This is a genomic window from Capsulimonas corticalis, from assembly GCF_003574315.2.
Lineage (GTDB): Bacteria > Armatimonadota > Armatimonadia > Armatimonadales > Capsulimonadaceae > Capsulimonas > Capsulimonas corticalis.
In genome coordinates this window covers 6,157,465-6,181,814 of sequence record NZ_AP025739.1, presented here as the reverse complement: position 1 = coordinate 6,181,814, position 24,350 = coordinate 6,157,465, and the positions used below count along the sequence as shown (strand labels likewise).

24 protein-coding genes are annotated in these 24,350 nt (G+C 61.0%); 15 read left to right on the top strand and 9 right to left on the bottom strand.

What is annotated here, in order from left to right:
- Positions 1 to 221: 221 nt before the first annotated feature.
- Positions 222 to 3,833, bottom strand: coding sequence for a trifunctional glycoside hydrolase family 18/polysaccharide deacetylase/glycosyltransferase family 2 protein (locus tag D5261_RS26525; protein WP_119319136.1), 3,612 nt, complete (start codon positions 3,831 to 3,833; stop codon positions 222 to 224).
- Positions 3,834 to 4,077: 244 nt separating this feature from the next.
- On the opposite strand from D5261_RS26525, the gene D5261_RS26520 reads away from it, so the two are divergent.
- The 8 genes from D5261_RS26520 (at position 4,078) to D5261_RS26485 (ending at position 10,341) form a co-directional block, all read left to right on the top strand.
- Positions 4,078 to 4,521: an AtpZ/AtpI family protein gene (locus D5261_RS26520; protein ID WP_165863876.1), complete on the top strand. Its 444-nt coding sequence runs from the start codon at positions 4,078 to 4,080 to the stop codon at positions 4,519 to 4,521.
- Entirely contained in the window at positions 4,518 to 5,030 is a 513-nt protein-coding gene (locus D5261_RS26515) for a hypothetical protein (RefSeq protein WP_119319138.1), read from the top strand. Before D5261_RS26520 ends, D5261_RS26515 begins: the two co-directional genes overlap by 4 nt.
- 84 nt (positions 5,031 to 5,114) lie before the next feature.
- Positions 5,115 to 5,852, top strand: a complete 738-nt coding sequence (atpB, locus tag D5261_RS26510; protein WP_119319139.1) for a F0F1 ATP synthase subunit A — start codon at positions 5,115 to 5,117, stop codon at positions 5,850 to 5,852.
- A 70-nt stretch (positions 5,853 to 5,922) separates the two neighbouring features.
- Positions 5,923 to 6,198 (top strand): ATP synthase F0 subunit C, encoded by a 276-nt coding sequence (gene atpE, locus D5261_RS26505; RefSeq protein ID WP_119319140.1) that lies wholly within the window; start codon positions 5,923 to 5,925, stop codon positions 6,196 to 6,198.
- A 69-nt stretch (positions 6,199 to 6,267) separates the two neighbouring features.
- Positions 6,268 to 6,843: a F0F1 ATP synthase subunit B gene (gene atpF, locus D5261_RS26500; RefSeq protein WP_119319141.1), complete on the top strand. Its 576-nt coding sequence runs from the start codon at positions 6,268 to 6,270 to the stop codon at positions 6,841 to 6,843.
- Positions 6,843 to 7,403 carry a F0F1 ATP synthase subunit delta gene (locus D5261_RS26495; protein WP_119319142.1) on the top strand — a complete coding sequence of 187 codons (561 nt, stop codon included), beginning with the start codon at positions 6,843 to 6,845 and terminating at the stop codon, positions 7,401 to 7,403. Before atpF ends, D5261_RS26495 begins: the two co-directional genes overlap by 1 nt.
- On the top strand, positions 7,404 to 8,918 hold the full coding sequence (gene atpA / locus D5261_RS26490) for a F0F1 ATP synthase subunit alpha (RefSeq protein WP_119319143.1): 1,515 nt from the start codon (positions 7,404 to 7,406) through the stop codon (positions 8,916 to 8,918).
- A 310-nt stretch (positions 8,919 to 9,228) separates the two neighbouring features.
- Entirely contained in the window at positions 9,229 to 10,341 is a 1,113-nt protein-coding gene (locus D5261_RS26485; protein ID WP_119319144.1) for an aminopeptidase, read from the top strand.
- A gap of 99 nt (positions 10,342 to 10,440) precedes the next feature.
- Here the strand turns inward: D5261_RS26485 and D5261_RS26480 are convergent, their stop codons facing one another.
- The 3 genes from D5261_RS26480 to D5261_RS26470 form a co-directional block, all read right to left on the bottom strand.
- Positions 10,441 to 11,061 carry a hypothetical protein gene (locus tag D5261_RS26480; RefSeq protein ID WP_119319145.1) on the bottom strand — a complete coding sequence of 207 codons (621 nt, stop codon included), beginning with the start codon at positions 11,059 to 11,061 and terminating at the stop codon, positions 10,441 to 10,443.
- A gap of 101 nt (positions 11,062 to 11,162) precedes the next feature.
- The gene (locus tag D5261_RS26475) at positions 11,163 to 12,446 is read right to left on the bottom strand and encodes a tetratricopeptide repeat protein (RefSeq protein WP_125205763.1); all 1,284 of its coding nucleotides are present in this window, start codon (positions 12,444 to 12,446) and stop codon (positions 11,163 to 11,165) included.
- A gap of 260 nt (positions 12,447 to 12,706) precedes the next feature.
- Complete coding sequence (locus tag D5261_RS26470) at positions 12,707 to 15,235, bottom strand: FtsK/SpoIIIE family DNA translocase (RefSeq protein WP_119319147.1); 2,529 nt, start codon at positions 15,233 to 15,235, stop codon at positions 12,707 to 12,709.
- Positions 15,236 to 15,407: 172 nt separating this feature from the next.
- Between D5261_RS26470 and D5261_RS26465 the strand changes: the two genes are divergently transcribed.
- The 6 genes from D5261_RS26465 to D5261_RS26440 are packed head-to-tail and all read left to right on the top strand — an operon-like array spanning position 15,408 to position 18,828.
- On the top strand, positions 15,408 to 15,905 hold the full coding sequence (locus tag D5261_RS26465) for a YajQ family cyclic di-GMP-binding protein (protein ID WP_119319148.1): 498 nt from the start codon (positions 15,408 to 15,410) through the stop codon (positions 15,903 to 15,905).
- Between the two features lie 12 nt (positions 15,906 to 15,917).
- The gene (locus D5261_RS26460; RefSeq protein WP_119319149.1) at positions 15,918 to 16,127 is read left to right on the top strand and encodes a hypothetical protein; all 210 of its coding nucleotides are present in this window, start codon (positions 15,918 to 15,920) and stop codon (positions 16,125 to 16,127) included.
- A gap of 55 nt (positions 16,128 to 16,182) precedes the next feature.
- Positions 16,183 to 17,181 (top strand): hydroxyacid dehydrogenase, encoded by a 999-nt coding sequence (locus tag D5261_RS26455; protein ID WP_119319150.1) that lies wholly within the window; start codon positions 16,183 to 16,185, stop codon positions 17,179 to 17,181.
- A 20-nt stretch (positions 17,182 to 17,201) separates the two neighbouring features.
- The gene (locus D5261_RS26450) at positions 17,202 to 17,819 is read left to right on the top strand and encodes a hypothetical protein (RefSeq protein ID WP_119319151.1); all 618 of its coding nucleotides are present in this window, start codon (positions 17,202 to 17,204) and stop codon (positions 17,817 to 17,819) included.
- Between the two features lie 43 nt (positions 17,820 to 17,862).
- Entirely contained in the window at positions 17,863 to 18,342 is a 480-nt protein-coding gene (locus tag D5261_RS26445; protein ID WP_218025459.1) for a VOC family protein, read from the top strand.
- Between the two features lie 24 nt (positions 18,343 to 18,366).
- On the top strand, positions 18,367 to 18,828 hold the full coding sequence (locus D5261_RS26440) for an SRPBCC family protein (protein WP_119319152.1): 462 nt from the start codon (positions 18,367 to 18,369) through the stop codon (positions 18,826 to 18,828).
- A gap of 90 nt (positions 18,829 to 18,918) precedes the next feature.
- Here D5261_RS26440 and D5261_RS26435 read toward each other — a convergent pair whose 3' ends face one another.
- The 5 genes from D5261_RS26435 to hemL form a co-directional block, all read right to left on the bottom strand.
- Positions 18,919 to 19,782, bottom strand: coding sequence for a DUF1559 family PulG-like putative transporter (locus D5261_RS26435; RefSeq protein WP_119319153.1), 864 nt, complete (start codon positions 19,780 to 19,782; stop codon positions 18,919 to 18,921).
- 183 nt (positions 19,783 to 19,965) lie between these two features.
- Positions 19,966 to 21,216 carry a beta-ketoacyl-ACP synthase II gene (gene fabF / locus D5261_RS26430; protein WP_119319154.1) on the bottom strand — a complete coding sequence of 417 codons (1,251 nt, stop codon included), beginning with the start codon at positions 21,214 to 21,216 and terminating at the stop codon, positions 19,966 to 19,968.
- A gap of 13 nt (positions 21,217 to 21,229) precedes the next feature.
- Positions 21,230 to 21,724: an SRPBCC family protein gene (locus tag D5261_RS26425; protein ID WP_119319155.1), complete on the bottom strand. Its 495-nt coding sequence runs from the start codon at positions 21,722 to 21,724 to the stop codon at positions 21,230 to 21,232.
- Positions 21,725 to 21,855: 131 nt separating this feature from the next.
- A complete protein-coding gene (locus tag D5261_RS26420) occupies positions 21,856 to 22,581 on the bottom strand; it encodes a methyltransferase domain-containing protein (RefSeq protein ID WP_119319156.1) in 726 nt (241 codons plus the stop codon).
- Positions 22,568 to 23,866 (bottom strand): glutamate-1-semialdehyde 2,1-aminomutase, encoded by a 1,299-nt coding sequence (gene hemL / locus D5261_RS26415; RefSeq protein WP_119319157.1) that lies wholly within the window; start codon positions 23,864 to 23,866, stop codon positions 22,568 to 22,570. The genes D5261_RS26420 and hemL overlap by 14 nt, the downstream gene beginning before the upstream one ends.
- Before the next feature lie 150 nt (positions 23,867 to 24,016).
- On the opposite strand from hemL, the gene D5261_RS26410 reads away from it, so the two are divergent.
- Positions 24,017 to 24,319, top strand: coding sequence for a hypothetical protein (locus D5261_RS26410; protein WP_125205764.1), 303 nt, complete (start codon positions 24,017 to 24,019; stop codon positions 24,317 to 24,319).
- Positions 24,320 to 24,350 lie beyond the last annotated feature (31 nt).

Genomic DNA, 24,350 nt, shown 5'->3' with positions numbered 1-24,350 from the left:
GTGTGGAAGGGAATATTCAGGCGTTCCGGCGGAAGAATTGCGGCGAGGGAGCAAGGGGAGGCCCTCACCCCCGGCCCCTCTCCCAATTCTGGCAGAGGGGAGCAAGCGAAGAGTTTGTCACGGATACGAGAATATGCTCTACTCCCCAGTGGGCGGGCATCTTAACTCGGACTCCCCCTCTCCCAGAGTTGGGAGAGGGGGCAGGGGGGGAGGGCCTCCCGTTACGATCGAACCTCCGGAGACGCTTGTTCGGATCCTCCGCCGAGCAGCGTGTCTCTGCCTTTGGGCGTGGTGACCGTTCCTTTGCGCTCCAATTTGCCCCAGCCAACCCGCCGGCCGAACAGCGCGGAGCGCAGGGATTTGAGGATGACGACGTACATCAACTGGCGATACGCGAAGCGCTGCAACGGGAGCCAGGCGATCAGGCGCTTGTCTTCGCGGTCCAGGTGGAAGGCGAGGGCGGCGCCGGCCATTTCGACCGTGGAGAAGACGGCCCAGTAGCCGAGCAGCATGAACAGGCTCGTGTGATCCGTGGTCGGCTTGATGATGAACTGCGTGAACATCGCCCAGAGAATGCCGATATCCACCAGCGGCGCGATGGCCTGGAACACGATCTGGTAGAGCCAGAGCGACGGCATCGCGACGGTGCCCAGCGCGCCGTAGCGCTTGTTGCCGAGCGCGTCCCGGTGCTTCCAGAGGCACTGGAGCGTGCCGAAGGCCCAGCGGTAGCGCTGTTTGATGAGATCCCGCCATCCGTCCGGCGCCTCGGTGTAGGCGAGGGCGTCGTTGTCGGTGACGATCTTATATCCGAGCTTGCGGACTTTCAGAGTCAGGTCCGTATCCTCGGCGAGAGTCTGCGAGGAGTACATACCCGCGAGCACCACGGCGTCGCGCCGCCAGGCGCCGACGGCGCCGGGGACGACCGTGATGCAGTTCAGCAAGTCGAAGGCGCGCCGGTCGAAGTTCTGGCTTGTGATATACTCCACGGCCTGCCAGATCGTCCAGGCGTTCTTGCGATTGCCGACTTTGACATTGCCGGACACGGCGCCGATCTGCGAGTCGGCGAAGTGGCGCACCAGATTCCCGATCGTGTCCGGCGTGAAGACCGTATCGGCGTCGAGTGCGACGATGATCTCACCGGAGCACTTTTGAATGCCGAGGTTCAGCGCGGAGGCCTTGCCGCCGTTGGGCTTCGAGATGACCTGCACCTGCATGCTTTGCCCGTACTTGGCGCGGACGACATCGGCGGTGCCATCGCGGGAGCCGTCGTCCACGACCAGGATGTCCAGGCGCGGATAGTGGCTCGCCAACAGCGTCGCGATCGTTTTGTTGACGACCTTCGCTTCGTTGTAAGCGGCGATGATGACGCTGACCGACGGCAGGAAGTCGGGCTCGAAGGCGCGCGCTTTTTCTTTGCGCGCCTGGATGGTCGCCAGCACGCCCATGATCGCGATCCGGGCGATGCCGAGGAAGATCGCCAGCAGGAACAGGCCGGTGAGCACGGTGCCGACCACGTAGGTTCCGTAGATAAACGCGCGGTTGATCGCCGCCGTCACACGCTGCCGGGGCGAGATGGCCGGGAAGACCTGATCGCGTGTCCGACCCATGATATTGGAGACCGTGACGAAATGGAAGCCCTGCTTTTGCAGGCCCTCAATGATCCGGGGCAGCGCCTTAATCGTCTCGGCGCGCGTATCGCCGCCGGCGTCGTGCAGCAGGACGCAGTTGCCTTCATGCGCGTGGTTTAACACGAACGAGACGATCTGGTCGGCTTTGATGCCCGGCTTCCAGTCGGTCGGGTCGACCTGCTCTCCGATAAAGACATAGCCCAGCTTGTGCGCCTGTAGGATCGGGTCGAAGTCGGCGGGCGTACTCGGCTCGGAGTCGGCGCGGTTGGGAGCGCGGAAGAGGGTGGTCATATGGCCCGTCAGCGCTTCGATCACGCGCTGCGTGGCGTCCAGCTCCAGCTTGATGCGCGGCGACGAGATCTGATCGATCTCTGGGTGCGTGAACGAGTGGTTGCCGATCTCCATGCCCTCGTTCCACTCGCGGGTCAGCAGGCCGGGATTGGCCTGGGCGTTCTCGCCGACGACGAAGAATGTCGCCGGGACATGATACTTGTGCAGGATCGTGAGGATCTGCGGCGTCCAGCGCGGATCCGGGCCGTCGTCGAACGTGAGCGCCACGGTGTCTTTGTTGGCGCCGTTCTGCTGGTCGACTTTTCCCGTTCGCTGGATGACGTACTGGGAGGGGTAGCTGCTGAAGGTCTCGCCAACGATCAGCTTGGTTTTGGGATCGACCGTGAGGTTGCGCTTGCCTTTGGTCGGAGCCTGCTTGACATAAAGCACGTCGCCCTGGCCGATAAAGCTGGTGCCGAAGTAGTTGTAGGTGACATCGGTGAGCGCATGCAGATCGAAGTTCTTTTCAATATTCGGGTGGTCGTGGTTGAAGTAGCGCCACAGGCTGGGATCCTCGGAGCCCAGTCGCCAGAGGGCCGCTCCGAGCAGATGGTGGTGCTCGCCGGCGATCAGCTTGTTGTATGCGCTCGCGGCGTCCTCCAGCCAGACTTTATGCGCGATCTCTTTGTCGCCCTGACCGTTGGAATCGTCGTAATAGGTGAAGTAAGGGCTGAGCGTGCCGCGATCGATCTTGATCACGCCGTCTTCGCCGTCCATGGAGTCTTTGGCGGTCTGGCAGGCCTGCTCAAATGTGACGTCATCCGGGGAGGTGCTGCCGGCGGACCAATCGTAGCCGTAGTTGGCGATCCCCAGCACGACCTTGTCGGCGGGGACTTCCGCCAAGACATCGTCCAGTTCGGTCTGGAACCAGTCCCACGACGCCACCGGGCCGTCGTGCGTGCCGTCTCCATGCTCGTCGTAGATCATCGGGATGATGAAGTCGCAGCACTTGCCGAGCGTCGGCAGATCGTAGGTGGCGCTGTCGGTCTGGATATCCTGCGTGACGAGGAGGCCGAGCGGATGGAAGACCGCGCCAAGCTCCGTCATGAAGGCTGTCAGGCCATCCGCGTCGTCCGCGCTGTCGGTTTCGAAGTCGATGTTGACGCCCTGGTAGCCGTTTTTCACAATAAAGGCGCGCAGCTTCTCGATCATCGCCGCCCGCTTGTGCGGATCGTTGACCAGCGCGTGCACCCATTCACCGTGGAACTCGCCTTCGGTGGCGTTCTGGACGACGGGGATGATCGGGACGCCGTGGGTGCGCGCCAGACGGATCGCCTCGTCGTCGTAGGTTTCGCCCAGCGTGACCTGCGAGCCGCCGGAGCGCGTCGAGATATCGCGCGTGATTTTGATATCCGAGCCCTGGGGATTGATCTCGACCCAGACCGGCATCAAGTGCGTCGTCTGGTCGATGTGCTCGCGCAGTGAGTCGATGCTGTTCTTTTCAAAGTTGACGTAGAACGCCGCGCGCACCGGCCCCTGAATATGCCCGGGGGCGATCGCCGCCGGCGGGATCGGCGTGACGGCGCGCTCGCGGCGGATCGTCGCGCTGAGACGCTTCTGCGTTTCCTGGACTTCGTTATCGCCGCGAAGCACCGTCCGCAGGACCTTGTTTCGCAAGTCGGCGGGCTGCTTGACATCGGGAAGGGCGGGGCGGGGCGCCAGGCGCATGTTGACCAGTCCGTGCGGCCCGCGCGTCGGCGAGCCGCCGATGGGCGAGGCGGTCATCACGGGATTACCCGCGATGCTGATCAAAAAGACGGCGGCGCCGACGATGCAGAACATCGCCAGAGCGTACATCATGAAGGAAAGTACGCCGCCGCGTCGCTGCGATTCGTCGTAAAAGATCGGTTTTTGCTGCGGATCGTGTGTGCTCAAGTCGGCTCCATCATTGGCGCTCGGTAATGCTTGGTTTTGAACTGTTCAAAATTGGGTAAAGCGCCGTTCTCTCATGCGTTTTGAGTATTATACAGCGGTATTTGTTCCATCAAAGTTCCGGAATAATCCAATTATATTTTGTCAATTCGTGAAAAAATGCGCAATGTATTGACTCACGAGGTCCCGCTGTGATATACTAATGCGCGGAAATTGGTGTAAACGGCCCGCGTTGAGGGGGGCTATCATGGGCGAAGACGATCCGACATCAGAGACCGGCAAGGACGACGAATCGATTGAACTGCCGTCGTTCGGAGTTCTTCCCGCCCCTCCGGAAATCACCTTCAATCGCCCCAGCTTAGGTAAGGGAACGCCCGCGAGTCATCGCGCATCCCAGTCCGCGCAAAGCAGCGCCGGCGGGGCAAGCGGGCCGCGTGACGACCGCCTTTTGGCGCAGGGTGTCCAGGGATATGGCGTCGCCATCACGGCGGCGCTGACGCTGGCGATCACCGTCGGAATTTTTATCGTGCTTGGCCAGTGGCTGGACCATCGGTTCAATCACTCCGGCGTTCCATGGTTTACCATCGCCGGTCTGCTGCTGGGAGTCGTCGGCGGATTTGCGAATATGATCCGGCTTCTCACCGCGGCCAATGGTAACCGAGGGAACCGCCCGGGCGGCAAAACATCATGATATTACAACAGCGACCGGACGACGCAAAAGGTTCCCAGGAGAAAAAGGCTGCTCCCGCCGAGCCGGAAGCGTTTCAGCTTCCGCCATTTCGCAGCTTGTCCCAGACGGCGGTGACGCTGGATGCGATCCTGATCGGCGTCTTGCTTGCGACCCGCCAGAACTGGCCCGCGCTGGGCGCGATCGCCGGAACGGTTGTCGCGTTCGCGGTCTTCTGGTCCCTGCATATGATCAGCCGGATCGTGCCTGAGTATCTGATCGGCATGGAAGCGGAGCGTCGGGGCGGGTCGGGATCGACGCCCGTGAAGAACCGCACCGCGGCGCTCTGGCGCCTGGCCGGCATGCTGATCCTGAAGTACGCGCTTCTGACGATTGGGATGATCTCGATCTTCCAGTTCGTGAAGGATCACTTGCTGCCGTTCCTGCTCGCGTTTGTCGGCGCGTTTTCGATGACGCAGCTGGCGATCATCATCGCCGCAAGCCGCGCGATGCGGGCCGCGAAGCCGCTTTAAGTTTTGAAAGTATCCCATAGAGATTTTCAGTGACATTGCATTGAGAATTACGACGAAGTAACACACGAAGAGAATATCACAATTATGCCGACAGAACCGCTTGAAAAACCGGAGCTTTGGACCTGCGTCATTTATGGTGTCATGGTCGCCGCCATCCTGATCGGATTGGGCGTGGCCGCGTTTAAGAACCCGCAGCGCGTGCCGGGCCGCTTGCAGAACATCTGGGAAGTCGCCGTCGATGGACTGCGCAACCTGTTTATGGGACTGCTGGGGCCGGGCGGCGAGCGCCACGTGCCGCTCGTCATGACCCTGTTCATGTACATCCTGTTCTGTAATCTCCTGTCCGTGACCCCGCTGCGCGCGCCGACGGCGAACCTCAGCACCAACCTGGGGCTGGCGGTAATCGTCTTCTTCTACGTGCAGTACTGGTCCATCCGGACCAAGGGATTTGGCGGCTATCTCAAGCACTTCCTTGGACCTGGGATCATTCCGCTCATTCCGCTGTTCCTGCTGACCGAGATCGTGGGAGCGCTCGCGCAGCCGCTTTCGCTGGCGATGCGTCTCTACGGAAACATCTACGGCGAGGACTATATCGCCTACGTTGTAGCGAGCGTCGTCAACGCCACGCACATCCCGGCGCAGTTCTTCGTGTATTTGCTGATGCTGTTCACCGGCGTTCTGCAGGCGTTCATCTTCACACTGCTGTCGTCGGCGTACATCGGCATCGCGACGGCCGATCACAGCCACGATGACGATCACGGTCACGGCCACGAAAGCCTGGAAAATCGCGTTCAGGACGCCGCTTACGTTCCGTCGGCGTAGTCAAAAACGACTTTCGAATTTTTCACCTGTTACAATCACGGTATTTACGCTAAAGGAGCACAGTTACGACATGGCAGCCATTTACTTCGGTCTTCTCGCGCTAGGCGCGGGTCTCGCTCTTCCCCTCGCCGCTGTTGGCGCGGGTATCGGTCAGGGTCTGGCGTCGTTCGCCGCGCTGCAGGGCATCGCCCGCCAGCCGGAAGCGGCCAGCCGCATTCAGACCACGATGTTCATCTGTCTCGGAATCATCGAAGCGCTGGCGATCTACGCGTTCGTTATCTTCTTTATCCTTCTGGCGAAGTTCCCCACCGCCGAGCAGGTCACCCAGCTTCTGGCGGGTCACTAATTACCGAGGCGCCGGCCACGCTTCGCGGGCCATGGGCCTCGCGACGAATGTGGAGCCTTTAGGACAACTATGAACGAGATTATTCATGCGCTGGGAATCGACTGGCGCCTGATCATCACGCAGATCCTGGGTTTCCTGTTACTGCTGTTTTTCCTGAACAAAGTGGTCTTCACGAAGGTTTTCGCCTTCCTGGACCAGCGTCAGGCGGACATCAAGGGAACCTACGATCAGCTGGACGCCGACCGCGCCGCCATGGATCGACTTCGCGGCGAATACGAGCAGCGTCTCGCCGGTATCGAAGCCGAAGCGCGTGAGAAGATCCAGGCCGCGGTCAAGGAAGCACAGACACTGCGCGACAATCTGGTCGCCGACGCCCATCAGCAAGCCGACGCGATCCTCGAAAAGGGACGCAGCGACAGCGAGCGTGAGCGGCAGAAGGCGTTCCTGGAGATGCGTCAGCAGATTGTCACTCTGGCGATCACCGCCGCTGGAAAAGTTATCGGCGAATCGCTCGATCCCGCCCGCCACACCGCGCTTGTCGATGGATTCATCGGCAGCGTCAACGCCGGCGCGGTCATCGAGAGCGGACGCGGCGTCAGCGGCAACTCCGTTGGAGACGGCGCTGGGACGGGGACCATCGCCTAATGAAAGACACTCGAGTCGCAAAGCGATACGCAGCGGCGCTGTTCAGCGTGGCCCAGCGCGACGGAATCCTCGATTCCGTCGCGGAGGATCTGACGCTGATCGAGCGCTTCCTCGCGGAAGTGCCTTATCTGCGCGCGGTCCTGCTTCAGCCGTTAGTCTCGGATGAGCAGAAATCGAAGGTGGCGAGCGATGCATTTGGGGACCGTGTTACGGCGACCACGCTCAGCTTCCTCCAGCTGCTAATCCGCAAGGGACGCGAGGAGCTTGTCGGCGAGACGATCCGTGATTTCCGCGAATTGCTGGCCGAGTTCCACAACACAGTGGAGGCGAGCGCGGCCACGGCGGTGGCGCTGACCGCCGATCAGACGGATCGTCTGGTCGCGAGTCTGCGCGCGCTGACCGGAAAAACCGTACTATTGACCACGCACATCGACCCCGCCATTCTGGGCGGCGTCGTCGTGCGCATTGGGGACACGGTCATCGACGGAAGCGTCCGTGGCCGCCTGGACAACCTGGAAGCGCATTTGCTTGGGTCCCGCACACAGGGAGGAGCTATTTAATTGGCCATCAAGCCGGAAGAAATTACGTCTATCCTCGAGCGAGAGCTCGATAGCTATAAGTCGCAGATCGAGGAAGTCGGCGTCGGCACCATCCTGCAGGTCGGCGACGGCATTGCGCGCATCTATGGTCTCAAAGACGCCATGGTCGGCGAACTCCTGGAGTTCCCCGGCGGCGTTCAGGGCATGGCGCTGAACCTCGAAGAGGACAACGTCGGCGCTGTTCTTCTCGGATCCGAAACCGGCATCCGCGAAGGCGACACCGTCAAGCGCACCGGTAAGATCGTTCAGATCCCGGTCGGCGAGGCCCTCGTCGGCCGCGTCGTCAACGCCCTCGGACAGCCGATCGACGACAAGGGACCGATCAACGCCACCGAATTCGCGCTCCTTGAGAGCGTGTCTCCGGGCGTCGTCGACCGACAGCCCGTCAAAGAGCCGCTCCAGACCGGCATCAAGGCGATCGACGCCATGATCCCGATCGGCCGCGGCCAGCGCGAGCTGATCATCGGCGACCGCGGCACGGGCAAGACCGCCATCGCGATCGACACGATCATCAACCAGAAGACTACCGACGTTTATTGTATCTACGTCGCCATCGGACAGAAGGCGAGCACCGTCGCCGCCATCATCCGCACTCTGGAAGAAGCCGGCGCGATGGAGTACACCACCGTCGTCGCCGCGACCGCCAACGACCCCGCGTCGCAGCAGTACATCTCCCCTTATACGGGAGCCTGTATCGGCGAGTGGTTCCGCGATAACGGCAAGCATGCGCTGATCGTTTACGATGATCTGTCGAAGCAGGCTGTCGCCTATCGCCAGGTCTCCCTGCTGCTCCGCCGGCCTCCGGGCCGCGAAGCGTATCCGGGCGACGTCTTCTACCTGCACTCCCGCTTGCTGGAGCGTGCGGCGAAGCTGTCCAAGGAGCGCGGCGGCGGCTCGCTGACGGCGCTGCCGATCATCGAGACCCAGGCGGGCGACGTTTCGGCGTACATCCCGACCAACGTCATCTCGATCACCGACGGCCAGATCTTCCTGGAGAGCGACCTCTTCAACGCCGGTGTCCGCCCCGCGGTCAACGTCGGTATCTCCGTCTCCCGCGTCGGCGGCTCCGCCCAGACGAAGGCGATGAAGGACAAGAACGTCGCTGGACGCCTGAAGCTCGAGCTCGCGCAGTTCCGCGAGGTGCAGGCCTTCTCGCAGTTCGCTTCCGACCTAGACAAAGCGACCCAAGCGCAGCTCGCGCGCGGCCTTCGCCTCGTCGAGATCCTGAAGCAGCCGCAGAACCAGCCGCTCCCGCTGGAGAAGCAGGTCCCGGCCATCTTCGCCGCGACATCCGGTTTCCTGGACGATTTGCCGGTCGAGTCGGTCCGCCGCTTCGAAGGCGAGTTCCTCGCGTTCCTGGCGCAGAAGTACCCGGACGTGCAGGAAGCGATCGCCCGTGACAAAGCGCTGAGCGAAGTCACCGTCGACTCCCTGCGCAAAGCGCTGAACGAGTTCAAAGGCCAGTTCAAGGCGTAACTTAACGTGACGCCCAGCCCTCTTCCTACTCACGTGGGAAGAGGGCTTTTTTTGTTTTGACGACGTTATGACGCGTTGGGTATAAGATGCAGTGGCGTTAGGCGTGAAACCAGGGCGCCCCGGTTATGAAACCCGGGTCTGGGAGCCTTCGGCTAACCGTCCGTGCCGGACGCAAATGCTGGCAATCGACAACATATATTCCTCCGTCCGGCACGGACGGTTAGGGCGAAGCCCTCCCAGACCCGGGTTTCATAACCGGGGTACTGGCCCGAGATGCCGCCGCAATGATGATTAGATTCCAGGAGAAACCATGCACGATCCTCGTTTGACGAAATGGGCCAATACGATGACCCAGTACAGCCTGAGCCTCAAGGCGGGCCAGCAGCTCTTGATTCGTGTGGATGAAGCCGGCGTCCCGCTGGCGCGCGAAGTGTACGCGTCGGCGATCCGACTCGGCGCGCATCCGCATCTTCAGGTCCTGCTGGATGGCCTGGACGAAGTCTTTTTGACGACGGCCAGCGACGAGCAGTTGGAGTATGTTTCTCCGATCCGTAAGTTTGAGTACGAGACGATCGACGCGATGTGCGCGATCATGGCGCCAACTAACACGGCGGGCCTTTCCGGCGTCGATCCCGCCAAGCAGGCGAAGGCGCAAAAGGCGAACAGCATCATCCGCAAGTCTTTGTTTCAGCGCACGGCGACGGAGAAGGCCGATTGGGTCCTGACCCTCTTCCCCACGCCGGCGGCCGCGCAGAACGCGGGCTTGTCGCTGGCGGCGTATGAAGAGTTCGTGATGTCCGCGATGTTCCTGGACCAGGACGATCCCGCCGAAGCCTGGCGCGAGTTCTCACGCAAACAGCAGCACTACGTCGACTATCTCAACCAGGTGAAGACCCTGCGCTTCGTCGCCGCCGACACGGATATCACCATGTCCGTCGAAGGCCGTCTCTGGATCAATTCAGACGGTCATCGCAACTTTCCCAGCGGCGAAGTCTTTAGCGGCCCCATCGAAAACTCCGTCAATGGCCGGGTGCGCTACACATTCCCGACGGCGCATTTGGGCCACGAAGTCCACGATATCCAGTTGACCTTTGAGAATGGACGTGTGGTCAGCGCCGAAGCGTCCAGCGGCCTGGAGTTCTTAGAGGAAATGCTGGAAACCGATCCCGGCGCCCGCTCGCTGGGCGAGGTGGCGATCGGCAACAACTACGGCGTGAGGCGCTACACGCGCAATACTCTCTATGACGAGAAGATCGGCGGCACGTTCCATCTGGCGCTAGGAAACGCCTATCCAGAGACGGGCGGCGTCAACTCCTCAGCGGTCCACTGGGATATGGTCTGCGATATGCGTCCTGACGCGGGTGGGGGAGCGATTTACGCCGACGGCGTGGTGATCCATGAGAATGGGGAGTGGAAGATTTAAGAGGCCATCGCCTATTGCGCGAATGCATATCGATCTGGCCGGCGATGAAACGCCCAAGAGACGTTTCATCGCCGGCCAGATCGCGACGGGAGGGTGGGATTACCCGCCGTCATTTCCGTTCGTGATGCCGCCCAGGCTCTGTGGCGGCGTGGCGCCATCACTCGCGTCCGGCGCCGCCGGGTCTGGATCTGTCACTACTCGTCCGTTGATTGTCTCTTGCGTGGAGATTTGCTGGGAGCTCGTAATCATCCAGCCGTCCTCAGTATGTGTCCAGGTATCTCGTGATACAGAGTGGCCAACGAGAAGGCCTTTCTTACCAGTATCTGGATTGGTCACAATGCATTCGATGGAGTCGCGGATCAAAGCCGTCGCCACACTTCCGTGCTGTGAGGCGCCGGTGACGAGGGTGGAGGGTTTAATCGACCTCGCGGAATCGAACAGGGCGCTCACCCTGAAGCGGATTTCCCCTAAGTCAACTTCGTTGCCCTTACGGTTGGTAAGTACGAAGTCCTGTGAAAAGTAACGGAATGCGCCGTCTAAATCCTTGCGAGCGGCGGCGGCGTTTGCTTGATTGTAATAGCCTTGCAGTAGATGTCCGATCCCAGACACGGGAGCGGGATGCGCGGTATGGACCGGGCGCTTATGGACGGGTTTCGCGTGCGCGGAACCTGAGATGGCGATTATGAGAGAGGCGTAGCAGGCAAGCTTAAGGGACTTCAAAAAAACACTCCGGGTTGGATTTCGATTGATTGTGATTTCGATTGATAATGACATGGGAATGGCGGCGGCGCATGCGCGCCGCCGCCGTTGGACTGAGGAGGTTAGGAGCGGGGAGACGCTCCTGTCGCGGCGAACATGCGGCCCGCGACGCGCGGGTGCTGTTTGACGGTGCTCTCGCACTGCGCGTAGGTGTAATCCACCGATGGCGTGCTGCGGGAGGCGCCGCCGATGTTGAAGCTCGCCCACGGATGTTCGGGATCGAAGCGGAGCGTTTCGCGCCATTTCGAGACCGCTTGGTCGGGATTGCCGCGCTTGTAGAAGGCGTTGCCCAGATTGAAGTGGGCGCCGACCAGGTTCGGGTTCAAGTGCGCGGCTTCCTGCCAGTTGGCGATGGCGCCGTCGATGTTGCCCATCTGGTTCAGCGCGACACCCAGGTTGAAGTGCGCCCAAGCATGGTCCGGCTGGAGGCGGATCGCCTCGCGCAGCTCATGCAGGCCCATATGGAAGTTGCCGGTGACGAACAGCGCGGCGCCGAGGTTGTGATGCGCTTCGGCGTAACCGGGCTCCAGGCGGATCGCTTCTTCCCACTGGGCGATCGCGGCGTCCAACTGGCCTTTCAGGCGCAGCGCCAGCCCAAGGTTGTTGCGGGCGTCTACATGGCGCGAGTCGAGCTTGAGGGCTTTGCGGTACTCCGCGATCGCCGTATCGATATCGCCTTGATCGCTGAGGACATCGCCCAGGTAATGGTGGGCGTCGGCAAACTCCGGGCTGATGCGCAGCGCCTCGCGGTAGTGACGCGTCGCCTCATCGTACTTCTGAAGGGCGTAGTAGACGCTGCCAAGATTATAATTGGCGCGTCCGTGCTCGGGATCGAGACGGAGGGTGTCGTGCCAGTAGGCGATGGCCGCGTCAACCCATCCTTTGCTATGCAGCGCGTTCCCGAGGGAAAAGTGCGCTTCGACATGCTCCGGATCGAGCGCGATGGCCTCACGGTAGGACTCGATGGCGCTGTCGGCCGCGCCGCGCTCCATCAGGATGTTGCCGAGGTTGACGTGCGCGCTGGCAAGTGTGGGGTCGAGGGTGAGCGCTTCGCGGTACTCCCGGACGGCTTCATCCCACTGCTTCATGTCGGCCAGCAGGTTTCCGGCGGCCAGATGGATGGTGGCGTTTTCCGGATCGAATCGCAGCGCTTCACGGTAGTGCAGAAGCGCCGGCTGAAACTGTCCGCTGATCGTGTAGGCGACGGCCAGGTTGAAGTGCGCGCCGGTATGGCTGGGCCGCCGGCGTACTGCCTCAAGATATGCGCCAATTGCCTGCGGGATACGGCCTTCCACGCGAAGGCGGTTGCCTTCGAGGAAGTAATAGTTATCTTCCTGATCCATCATCGGCGTCACAAGTTCCTTTCGCGGCGTTTGGCGGAGCACTTTTTTAAGAATATAAGTCAAACAACCAGGGGGTGTACTGGTTATTCCATATTATACTACGGATATCGCGATAAAGATTGGCCCTCACCTCCCGGCCCCCTCTCCCAATTCTGGGAGAGGGGGAGTCCGAGTTTTGAGTTTTTTTGGATCAAAGATCCAAATCTTAACCTTCTCCCAGAATTGGGAGAGGGTGGCCCGAAGGGCCGGGTGAGGGCCCTCTCTTATCCTTGTCCTAAATCTCCTTGACCCTTTCCGGAGAACCAGGCTTCAAGGTTTTCGGGGCGGAGGAGAATTTCGCGAGGTTTGACGCCGTCTTGCGGGCCGACGATCTGGAGGGCCTCCATGGTTTCGACCAGGCGGGCGGCGCGGGTGTAGCCGACTTTGAACTTGCGCTGAAGGCTGGATGTGGAGCACGATCCCTGCGCGACGAGCCAGCGGACGGCGGGTTCGAAGAGCTGGTCGCTGGAGCCGTCGTCGTCGAACTCGTCGCGGGTTCCGCTCGCGCTGGTCTCGGACGGGATCATCGTATAGACGGCCTCTTCCTGGCCGCGCAGATACTTCACCAGCTCCTCGGTTTCGCGCTCGCCGACATAGCAGCCCTGGACGCGCACGGGCTTGGGGGCGTCGATGGGAAGGTAGAGCATGTCGCCGCGCCCGATCAGACGGTCCGCGCCGCCCTGATCGAGAATGGTGCGGCTGTCGATGACGGTCGCCACGGAGAAGGCGATGCGGGAGCCGACATTGGACTTGATCGTACCGGTGATGACGTCCACGGACGGCCGCTGCGTTGCGATCACGAGGTGAATGCCCGTGGCGCGCGCGAGCTGGGCGAGCCGGCAGATGGAGGTTTCCACTTCCGGTCCCTGCTGCATCATCAAGTCGGCCAACTCGTCGATGATCACGACGATGAACGGCAGCCGCTCATCGGGGGGAACGCGGTTATTGAACCCTTCGATGTTGCGCGTGCCGATCTGGGCGAACCGGTCATAGCGCTCCTCCATCTCCTGAAGGACGCTGCGCAGGATGCCGGCGGCGAGCTTAACGTCCTTGATCACGGGAGACAGAAGATGCGGGATGCCGTCGTACAGCGACAGCTCGACGCGTTTCGGGTCGATCATCACAAAGCGCACTTCGCGCGGCGTCGCGCGGTACACGATGCTGGAGATGATGACGTTCAGACAGACGCTCTTGCCGCTGTTGGTGCTGCCGCCGATCAGCAGGTGGGGCATGCGCGTCAGGTCCGCATACTTGAAGTTGCCGGCGATGTCTTTTCCGAGCGCAAAAGTCAGCTTGCTCGGCGCGTTCATGAACTCATTGGTGGCGAGGCATTCGCGCAGCGTCACCATCTCAATGACGTCGTTGGGCACTTCGATGCCGATGGCGCTCTTGCCCGGGATGGGGGCCTCGACACGGACATCGATCGCCGCCAGCGACATCGCGAGGTTGTCCGCGAGGCTGACGATCTTCTTGACCAGGATGCCCGGCTCCAGCTGGACTTCGTAACGCGTGACGGTCGGCCCCATCGCGACCTGCGCCACGTTGGCGCCGATCTTGAAGTCGTTGAGCGTCTGCATCAATACGGCTTGCTTGTCCTGAATCGACTGCGCGGATCGGATGGGCTTGGGCGGCGGCTCGTTGAGAAGCTCCAGTGGCGGCAGGGTGTACTCCCGCTTCGTGCCGTCATCGGCGAGGCCCACCGGGATCACCAGCGGCGCCACCGGCGCGGGTTTGGGAACCATCATCTTGATCGGAATCTGGGGAATGGTCGGCGCGTCATCGTCGTCCTCCTCCACCAGCTTCGCGATCGACGGCGGCAGGCTCATCGGCGCGGGCGGAATCACCGGCGCGGCGGCGACCGCCTCGATCGGAGTAATGGGAAGGATCGGAATGATCGGCGCCGGCGCGCTGGGCTGGGCGGATTCCGCAATGGGCTCGGCCTTGGCCTTTTTGTTGACCGGGGCGTCCATCGTCTCGATCATCCGCCGGGCGCGCTCCTCGCGCTTGCGCTCTTCGTCCCTGGCCCGCGCGGCGTCGCGTTCGGCGCGCTCTTCTTCCTGCGCCAGCAGGCGCTCCTCCCGCGCGATCGCCGCGCGCTCCTTGGCCGCCGCCGCGCCGCGCTGCATCGCCTGCGCCGTCTTGGTCACGGGCGGCGTGAGCTTGCGCCCGCCTTCGACGGTGCGCTCGAAGAGGTGCAGCAGGCGCATGTCGGTTGTCCAGACAATCGCGCCGATGGAAAGAGCCGTCAGAAGAATGTGGCTGGAAACATCGTTGGTCCCGAAGAGCATGCGCAGCAGCGAGCAGAACAAAAATCCGACTTCGCCGCCGTTATGTCCCGGGTTCATGGATTGATTGGCGACAGTGGTGTACGCCAGATGCCACCAGGTGATGAAGATCAGATACAGCGTCACTCCGCCGCCGATAAAGTTCGCCCGTGTGTGCTGCTCGCGTCCCCGGATCAGCATCACGCCGATGCTGGCGATGAAGAACGGCATGACCCAGGCGCCGACGCCCACCAGCCAGCGCATTCCGCCCGCCAGCGCATCGCCGATCGCTCCCGCCTGGCCTTCAAAGATCAAGCTGACGAGCAAAATTCCGCCCAGCGCGAGAAAGCCGATTCCCCACATATCGTGGGCGAACCGCTGGTTATTGCGCGGGGGCTTGGATCGCGAGGCTTTCTGAGGCGCGGGGGCGGCTCGGGGCGCGCGGGGCTTTTTCGGGGTCCGTGGTTCTTCGGACGGTTTGACCGCCATACAGATGTTCTCCTACCCACCATTATAGCAGAAATACCCGTTTGCGGCAAACGGGAGGGGCGGCGCCAAGCCCTGGAGCGGGTATGATAAAGGGAATAACCGCCGGCCGCGCAATAAACGATCCATGTGACGCGGCTGCGAGAATTTATTGCCCGAAGGAGATCTGCAAATTATGGCAGCCACAGATTCCAGTTTCGACGTCGTTTCCAAGACGGATCCGCAGGAAGTCAAGAACGCGATTGATCAAGCGGAGCGCGAGATCGAGACCCGCTTCGACTTCCGCAATTCCATGGCGGAGATCAAGCACGAGAAGGATAAGCTCACCCTGACCGCCGACAATGAGGCGCGATTGACGGCGCTGATCGATGTCATCCAGTCCAAGTTCATCAAGCGCGGGATCGACATTAAGTTCCTGGAGTACGGAAAGCTCGAAGAAGCGACCAAGGGCACGGTTCGTCAGGTTGTCACCATCAAAAACGGCCTTCCGATGGAAGCCGCGAAGAAGATCGTCAAGCTGATCAAGGACAAGGGCATCAAGGTCAATGCGCAAATCCAGGATGAGCAGGTCCGCGTGACCTCCAAGAGCCGCGACGACCTCCAAGCGGTCATCGCCCTTCTGAAAGGCGCGGAAGAGATCGAATCGCCGCTCCAGTTCACCAACTTCAAGTAACAGCCAACCACTTTGAATCCATTCAAAATCGCCGGCGGAGCGCTGGTCGCCCTGGGATGTATATTCCGGGCGATCAGCCTCGCCTACTTCAGCCTCCTCGAAAAACGCCTCCCCCCCGGCGACCTCAAAGCCCGCCGCCGCTTCGAAGGCAAACGCCGCCGCGCGCTAATGATCGACGCCGGTTTCGTACTTTTCGGGTTCTACACAATTCTCAGCCACTGATGGAATACGTCTTGTCACACTTGCGAACCAGTGCTTTGCGATCAGGAGATCGAAATTGACAGCGCCAGTTCCCAAAGCCATTTTTTTCGGCGATGAAGTCAGAATTAAACGGACCTACGCTCAGGGCCGTTGGGAGGCTATCGCCGAGCGGGCGCATGTGTTTCCCAAGGTTATCACGACGGATAATCTGGCGCAGTACGCGCCAGAGCTAGTCAATGTCGAAGTGATGTTCAGCACATGGGGCATGCCGCTGCTCAGCGCGGCGCAACTGGATTTGCTGCCAAGCCTGCGGGCGCTCTTTTACGCCGCCGGTACAGTGCAGCCGTTCGCGCGGCCACTGCTGGAGCGGGGGATCACGGTCGTGAGCGGCTGGGCGGCGAATGCTGTTCCCGTGGCGGAGTTTACGGTCTCTCAGATCCTGCTCGCTAACAAGGGATATTTCCAGAACACACGAAAGTATGTGACTACCGATAAGCACATGGCGATGCATCAGGCCGGCAACTTCGGCGAGACGATTGCCTTGATCGGGGCGGGCATGGTTGCTCGAAAGGTGATCGAGTTTCTGAAGCCCTACCATTTGAAAGTGGTTGTCTACGATCCATTTCTTCCTGACTCTGAGGCCAACGCCCTGGGCGTCGAGAAGGTCACGCTTGATGCGGCGTTTGCGCGCGCCGGCGTCGTCTCCAATCATCTACCCGACCTTCCGGACACGCTCGGCATGTTCACCGGCGCGCACTTTGCGTCAATGCGGCCCCACGCGACGTTTATCAACACCGGTCGAGGGGCAACCATTCGCGAAGACGAAATGATCCGCGTTCTCACCGATCGCCCGGACATTACCGCCCTCCTCGACGTCACCGCCCCCGAACCGCCGCTGCCTCATTCACCGCTGCGCACACTGCCGAACGTCTTCCTCTCCAGTCACATCGCGGGCTCAGCCGGCGACGAAGTCCTGCGCATCGCCGACTACGCTATCGAAGAATTCGACCGCTGGCGGGCAGGGGAGCCGCTTCGCTACGCCATAACACTGGACATGTTAGACAGAGTAGCGTAAAATTAAGGCACGAGGACTATATGGAAATTAACATCGCTGCCGCCTATGAATTCATGATGCAAGAAGTTTCGCGTGCGCCGTCTACTACGACCGGCATGGAAACGCTGCTCGACTATTGCTCGCGTGTGTATCCCACGGCTCTCTGGAGCACTCTGCGCAATCTCGGTTACGCTGAAGATGAGGCGCTTCTGCGGCAGTGGCTCGTCAGTACGTTTACTCAAGATCCTGTTCCCGTTCCCGTGAAAGCTTTTTGGTTTGGCCTGTTTAACCCTGAGGCTGACGACAAGCCTTCGTGTGCGCTCTACGTATCCGGATCCACACAGGCCTATACGCCCGGCGGGCTGGACTGGGCGTGCTTTCGCGATGACACGTATCTGCCAGGCCACTATGTCGCGGAGTCAAAGGTCCTGCACACGATTCACTGCGCCATTCAACAGGCGCCGGAAGCCATGCCGATGGCCGAATATGTGCTTTGCCTTGGATACGCGTGCCTGGCCCTCCTGTCGATTATTCGGAATATCGACACGTCGATATTCCCAGGAACCTGGACAGAGCGCGCCGTGGTCGCGGGGTTTGACGACGGGGATTGTGTTTTGCTGGGGACACTGACGGAGCAAGGCTATCAGAAACCCGTCTGAGCAAGGTAAATATGACGAAGAAGTATACGTCGGGTGAGGCGGTATGCAGCAAAGGCTTTCTCTCCTGACCGTTGGCGTGAATGATCTCGCGGCAGTCCGTGCGTTTTACGAAGAGAAGTTTGAATGGACGCCGGTTGCGGCGAGCGCGGATATCGTCTTCTTCCAGATGAATGGTTTCCTGCTGGCGTTCTTCGGCAAGGAGGCGCTGGCGGCGGATGCGAACCTGGCGGCGGAAACCGCGGGCGCCAAGCCGTTTACGCTGGCTTATAATGTGCAGACGGAGACGGAGGTCAATGCGCTGTTCGCGCTGCTGGAGAGCCGAGGCGTTGGGATTGTGAAGCGGCCGGAGGCGACGTTTTTGGATATGTGGTCGATGTTGAGGGCAACCTGTGGGAGATTGCCTGCAATCCATATATTGAATTGGACGGGCAGGGGAATGTCGCGCGGCATCGGGATATCGCCGGTCTGTAAACCGAGATGCATAAAAAGCTACTATAAGGTTGCGTGTTACGCGGAAGTCTGATATAATGCAACTCGGAGGCTGCAAATGATCACCACGGCACAAGACACCATCGAGAGAGAAATTACTGTCCGCGCTCCGAAAGAGCGCGTCTTCAAGGCAATCACGGATCCGAAACAGATCGTCGCCTGGTTCCCGGACGCGGTCGAGGGAGCGATTGAGCCAGGGGAAAGGCCCACGTTCGACTTCGGAAACAATTTTAAAGTCCAGATCTATGTCATCGCCGTCGATCCACACGATTATTTTGCCTACAATTGGGTTCCATGCGCCGGCGAAGATTCGCATGGCTTCCATGGGGACGTGCTGGCCGAGCCGCACACGCTGGTGGAGTTCCGGCTTGAGGAAGTCGCGGACGGCACGATTGTCCGGGTGAAGGAAAGCGGGTTCGCGTCGCTTCCGGCGGAGAGCGCCGAAAAGCTGTTTAACGGCAACACCGACGGCTGGGCATACATGATGGGGCGGCTCGAAGCGCTGATGTCGCAGGAATAAATTCAGGCGTAAAGAATAAAAAGAGCCGCACTTTCCCGAAGGAAGTGCGGCTTAAGTATTACGTCCGAGGAGAGATCAGGCGCGCGATGGTTAGATCGCGCTGAATGTTGCGGCGAAGCCGGTGGCCGATGTGCCGGCGGCCTGGTTGCCGCTCTGAGCGTCTGTCGGCGTGTAGGCGTTCGGGCCGGCCGAGATCGATGCGCCGCGGATCCACTTGACATGGCCGTCGGTCATCAGGTAGTTCGCGGCGTCGGTGTGGCGGCCGGTCTTGATGCTGCTCGGCGAACCCTCGTAGGTGTTCGTTCCGGCGGTGCGCGGCGGGTTTCCAAGGATACCGGTCGCATAATGGATCGTGGACTGCGTTCCGCCGCCGTTCGCGCCGGACCAGCCGCCGTCCCAACCGCCGTCGCCGCCGCCGTCAGGTCCGCAGGCGACCACGGAGCGGGTGTCCACGACGCTGGCGTTGCCAAGAGGAGCTTGCTCTCCCACCAGTTCGAACAGCTGCACCGTGCTGGCCGGGGCCGTCAGGCCGGAGAGAGTGGTGACGATTGGGTAGTTGCTCCAAACGGCGCGGCCCGTCAGATTTCCGTTCAAACCGTACGAGGTCGGATAATCTGTCTCGGCGACGGCGCTCTGTTCGAGGCTCGTCGCGGTGGACGTAGAATCATCAGGGCACTTGTAAACGCCGGTGCTCTTGACGTATGGGTAGATCGCGCCCGCCCAGCCGCGTCCAAGGTTGTTGACGCCGGAGGGGAACGTCTCATCGTTGTCCTGGGTGTACTGCATGAGGCCCAGACCGAGCTGCTTCATATTGGAGGTGCAGCTGATCTGGCGAGCCTTCTCCCGAGCCTTCGCGAAAACAGGGAACAAGATGGCGGCGAGAATCGCGATAATGGCGATCACGACGAGCAATTCAATAAGAGTAAAGCCGCGGAATTTGTGTTGCTGTGACATTCGATTTCCTTGATGATTGGGAATAACGACATCGACAGCGATGACGGAGATTATTGCTTGAGGGTAGTGTTAGGACGACGGCGGTGAACGTCACTGACAGGCGTAAGTATAGCGGCGCATCGTCAAATCATCCTCAAAAGTTTGTACTCGGCAAAATATTTTTTGCCGAGCACCGATGTTATGTTAGACGCGGCCGAAGATCAAGCAGGAGTTGATCCCGCCGAACCCAAAGGAGTTGGAAAGCACGTAGTTGACTTTCTTTTCGCGGCCTTCGAGCTCCGGGATATAGTCTAAGTCGCAGTCGGGATCGGGATCGGTCAGATTGAGCGTGGGCGGAAGCCAGTTGTCCTGTAGGGTGAGGAGGCTGATCGCCGCTTCCCAGGCGCCGGTCGCGCCGAGGGCGTGGCCGTGGAAGCTTTTGGTGCTGCTGAGCGGGACCGTGTGCGCGTGCGCGCCGAAGGCTTGCTTGATGGCGCTGGTCTCCGTGCTGTCGTTGAGCGGCGTGCTGGAGCCGTGTGCGTTCACATAGTCGATCTGTTCGGGATTGAGGCCGGCGCGGTCCAGGGCCATCGTGAGACAGCGCGCGGCCTGCTTGCCGTCGGGACGAGGCTGCGTCATATGGAAGCCGTCGTTGGTGATGGCGTGGCCGAGGATCTCGCCGTAGATGCGCGCGCCGCGCGCCTTCGCCATCTCATATTCTTCGAGGATAAGCATAGCGGCGCCCTCGGCCATGACAAAGCCGTCGCGGCCGTTGTCGAAGGGGCGGCATGCGTGCTCGGGATCGTCGTTGCGCTGGCTCATCGCCCGGATAATGGCGAAGGCGCCGAAGCAAAGCGGGGAGAGCGGCGCTTCCGAGCCGCCGGCGAGCATGATGTCGGCGCTGCCGTCGCGGATCAAATCCACGGCGCGCCCGATGGCGATGGGCGACGAGGCGCAGGAATCGCCGTTGGCGGTCGCCGGTCCCGTGGCGCCCACCTCGATCGCCACATTGCACGATCCGGCGCCGTTAAATACGCTGAGCGCCAGCATGGGGTTCACGCCGCGCACGCCATGCGCCAGAAAGTTTGGATACTGCTCTTCCGCGAAGCCGACGCCGCCGAGCGCCGTGCCCAGGCAGACGCCGACTCGTTCCCGGTCGGTGTTGTCCAAATCCAAATGGGCGTCCAGCAGCGCCATCTTCGCGCAGGCGACGGCGTATTGGGAGAATTTGTCCAGGCGCTTGAGTTTTTTGCCTTCCAAATAAGGCGAAAGATCGAAGTCGGGGACCTGCGCGGCGATGCGCGTGACGAACGGCGAGGCGTCGAAGGATGTGATCGGCGTCACCGCCGATCGGCCTGCGCGCAGTCCCGTGCGGAGACCGTCCACGCCGATCCCAATCGGGGTAATGGCGCCGATTCCTGTCACGACGACTCGTCGCTGCGATGAATGTGTCAAAAGAAGTTCCTGTCTAGACCGGCGCCTGCGCGCGGGTTTCTTGTTCGACGATCTGTTTGATGGTTTGGAGCGTCCGTCCGGCGATCGCGTGGACAAAGCCGTCGCCAACCAGATCGCGCGCGAACCATCCGTTCAGAATATCCAGCGGATAGGTCAGATCATGGGCGATGGTGACGCGGACTCCGCGCCCCCATGGATCGTCCTCCAATGTCCAGACGACCCACATTCCCGTCGCGATCCCTCCGATATGCTTGAAGAATATTCGGCCCTTCTCCGGCTCGCAGATCTGCACGCTGCGCCATTGTACGGGAAAGCGCACGCCTGGGCTGAGAAATCCTTCGCGAACGGCAGCCATCTCTACCACTTTACGAAGCCCGTCCTCGGATTGTTCCAATATCTCCACGCGGCGGTAGTGCGGCAGAATGGCGGGCCAATTTTGCGTGGCGCAGGCGAGCTCGAAGATCCGCTCTTTGGGACCTTGGATATAGACGGTGTTTTCAGTGTGCATATGGTGTCGATTGAGCCGAGGACGGGAAGGCGGCCTTGAAAAAGGCCGCCATCAGGCGGAAGAGTCCGAAATGGATATGGGCGAGTATCCGAGGCGGAAACGCCTCATTGGTTCGTACACGATATGAGTGCTTATACCCATCTCCGACGGCCCTCACTCTTGTTTTGTACGAGCGCCATCCGGTAGTAAAGGTGGGACGACACGCGGACCCCATGCACGCCGCTGACGGCGACCATCTTGCAGTATTCGCGCGGCGTAAATGCGCGGCGGACGCTGGCGGGGCCGTCGTGGCGCGTGAAGGGATGGGACCGCATGATCGCCAGCGCGGCGTCCACGCCGATCAGGGAGAGCTTGTCCCGGCGCAGATCCGTCACAATGAAGCCGCGTGTGGTAAGCGCATCCATGGAGCGCAGGAGTCGCGCGGACGCGTCGAAGCCGAGATGGTGAAAGGCGAGGGCGCAGATCGCGATGTCGAAGGATCGGGGCGGGAAGGGGAGATGCAGGGCATCGGCCTGCACAAGGCGGACATCGGGAGCGGACGCCTGCGCGAGTCGCAGCATGGCGGGCATGTTGTCCACGCCGACGGCGGTGATGCGCAGGCCGCGCCGCCGTCCCCACGCGATCAGCGCATGGGGAATATCGCCGCTGCCGGTGGCGATGTCCAATACGCGGATCTCGGTTCTGGATGGGACATCGCGCAGCAAGCGCGCGGCTTGGCTGACGATGGCGTGTGTCCCGCCGAACCATCGGTTGGATCGGGCGACATCGCCCATGGACGTCGCGATTTCGTCAAATGGCTGCGTGGGATCGTCGATCTCTTCGGGCTCGTCGATACGCGGGACGTCAAACCAGCCCATCGAAGGCCTTGTCTACCGCCGCGATGGTGGCGTCCAGGTCTTCGTCGGTGTGCGCCGTGCTCACGAACGCCGCCTCGAACTGCGAAGGGGCGAAGTATATCCCCTGCTCCAGCAGCGAACGGAAGAGCTTGGCGTAGCGCGCGGCGTCGGAGGTCTTCGCCGTCGTGTAATCCGTGACGGGCGTTTCGGTGAAGAATGTCGTCATCATCGAACCGATGCGATTGATCTGGATGGGAACGCCCACGCGGTCGGCGGCGGTCTGCGTGGCGGTCGCGAGGCGGCCGATCTTGCGCGTGAGATCATCGTACATCTCCGGCCCGCCTTCTTCCAGGATCGTCAGCTGCTCCAGGCCCGCCGCCACCGCCAGCGGGTTCCCGGAGAGCGTGCCCGCCTGATAGACCGGACCGACCGGCGACACCACATCCATAATATCCGCGCGCCCCCCGTACGCCGCCAGCGGCAGGCCGCCTCCGATGATCTTGCCCAGCGTCGTCAGGTCCGGCGTTACGCCCAGCATCTGCTGCGCCCCGCCGACCGATACGCGAAATCCCGTGATCACCTCATCGAATAGTAAGAGCGCCCCGTCCGCCGCCGTCAGCTCCCGCAGCGTTTCCAGAAATCCCGCGACCGGCGGCACGATGCCCATATTCCCCGCGATCGGCTCCAGCATCACGCACGCCACTTCGCCCTTGTGCGCCGCGAACGCCTCACGAAACGCCGCGATGTCGTTGTAGGGCAGGGTGATCGTATCACGCGTCAAATTCGCTGGCACGCCCGCCGAATCCGGCAGGCCGAATGTCGCCAGCCCCGATCCCGACTTCGCCAGGAACCCATCCGAGTGGCCGTGATAGTTTCCCTCGAACTTAATAATCAGATCGCGCTTCGTAAAGCCTCGCGCCACCCGCACCGCGCTCATCACCGCTTCCGTGCCCGAACTGACCAGCCGAACCTTCTCAATACTGGGAACAGCCGCGACAATCTTCTTCGCCAGCGTCACCTCCGCCGCCGTGCTCGCCCCAAACGATGTCCCGCGCGACGCGGCGTCGGTAATCGCTTCCAGAATACGCGGCGCCGCATGGCCGAAGATCAGCGGTCCCCACGACATCACATAATCGATATAGCCGTTTCCGTCCACATCAAAGATCCGGCTGCCGGCGCCGCGCTCCATAAAAAGCGGATCGCCGCCGACGCTCTTGAAGGCGCGCACGGGAGAGTTGACGCCGCCGGGGATATACTGCACCGCCTCGGCGTAGAGGGCGGCGGATTGGGAATGGTTACGAGACATGGGGACATTATACCCAGAGCATCCGCCCGCGCTTATAGTCTCAAAATGTTAGCATGAGGGTGATCCATTGATTCTGCGTCGCGCGTTGCGCTCGGAGCGCGGAAATGGTGTAAAATATTGCTAGCGTTCAGTCAGCGAAGGCAGGAAGAGATGTCAATTTTTGTAGGCATATTAGGGCTACTCCTTGTTCTCTCCATACCCTTCGTGTTTATTGCATATTGCGTGTGGTTTTGTGGCCTGAATGGCAAAGCTAAAGCTGGAAATGTGGCGGCGGGCAGATATTTGCTCTTTGCCTGGCTAATTGCAAGCACATCGACAGTTGCTGTTTTTGTAGATGACCTGATCACTCATAAGTACTGGTTAGCTCTGGCACATCTTTTTATGGCTTTCGGTTTTTTGAACCGCCTATTCTCCGAATGGAAGCGAATGAAAGCGCTGTCCCTGTCGCTTTAAGAAAATGACGAACGCCCCTCCGCCGTGATTT

What these genes read in the sequence shown, in the direction of transcription:
- D5261_RS26470 (WP_119319147.1), bottom strand. Translation starts at nt 15,235, where the DNA reads ATGGCGGTCAAACCGTCCGAAGAACCACGGACCCCGAAAAAGCCCCGC.
- atpB (WP_119319139.1), top strand. Translation starts at nt 5,115, where the DNA reads ATGCCGACAGAACCGCTTGAAAAACCGGAGCTTTGGACCTGCGTCATT.
- D5261_RS26465 (WP_119319148.1), top strand. Translation starts at nt 15,408, where the DNA reads ATGGCAGCCACAGATTCCAGTTTCGACGTCGTTTCCAAGACGGATCCG.
- D5261_RS26425 (WP_119319155.1), bottom strand. Translation starts at nt 21,724, where the DNA reads ATGCACACTGAAAACACCGTCTATATCCAAGGTCCCAAAGAGCGGATC.
- D5261_RS26420 (WP_119319156.1), bottom strand. Translation starts at nt 22,581, where the DNA reads ATGGGCTGGTTTGACGTCCCGCGTATCGACGAGCCCGAAGAGATCGAC.
- D5261_RS26495 (WP_119319142.1), top strand. Translation starts at nt 6,843, where the DNA reads ATGAAAGACACTCGAGTCGCAAAGCGATACGCAGCGGCGCTGTTCAGC.
- D5261_RS26445 (WP_218025459.1), top strand. Translation starts at nt 17,863, where the DNA reads ATGCAGCAAAGGCTTTCTCTCCTGACCGTTGGCGTGAATGATCTCGCG.
- hemL (WP_119319157.1), bottom strand. Translation starts at nt 23,866, where the DNA reads ATGTCTCGTAACCATTCCCAATCCGCCGCCCTCTACGCCGAGGCGGTG.
- D5261_RS26435 (WP_119319153.1), bottom strand. Translation starts at nt 19,782, where the DNA reads ATGTCACAGCAACACAAATTCCGCGGCTTTACTCTTATTGAATTGCTC.
- atpF (WP_119319141.1), top strand. Translation starts at nt 6,268, where the DNA reads ATGAACGAGATTATTCATGCGCTGGGAATCGACTGGCGCCTGATCATC.
- D5261_RS26440 (WP_119319152.1), top strand. Translation starts at nt 18,367, where the DNA reads ATGATCACCACGGCACAAGACACCATCGAGAGAGAAATTACTGTCCGC.
- D5261_RS26515 (WP_119319138.1), top strand. Translation starts at nt 4,518, where the DNA reads ATGATATTACAACAGCGACCGGACGACGCAAAAGGTTCCCAGGAGAAA.
- D5261_RS26485 (WP_119319144.1), top strand. Translation starts at nt 9,229, where the DNA reads ATGCACGATCCTCGTTTGACGAAATGGGCCAATACGATGACCCAGTAC.
- D5261_RS26410 (WP_125205764.1), top strand. Translation starts at nt 24,017, where the DNA reads ATGTCAATTTTTGTAGGCATATTAGGGCTACTCCTTGTTCTCTCCATA.
- D5261_RS26520 (WP_165863876.1), top strand. Translation starts at nt 4,078, where the DNA reads ATGGGCGAAGACGATCCGACATCAGAGACCGGCAAGGACGACGAATCG.
- D5261_RS26475 (WP_125205763.1), bottom strand. Translation starts at nt 12,446, where the DNA reads ATGATGGATCAGGAAGATAACTATTACTTCCTCGAAGGCAACCGCCTT.
- atpE (WP_119319140.1), top strand. Translation starts at nt 5,923, where the DNA reads ATGGCAGCCATTTACTTCGGTCTTCTCGCGCTAGGCGCGGGTCTCGCT.
- D5261_RS26450 (WP_119319151.1), top strand. Translation starts at nt 17,202, where the DNA reads ATGGAAATTAACATCGCTGCCGCCTATGAATTCATGATGCAAGAAGTT.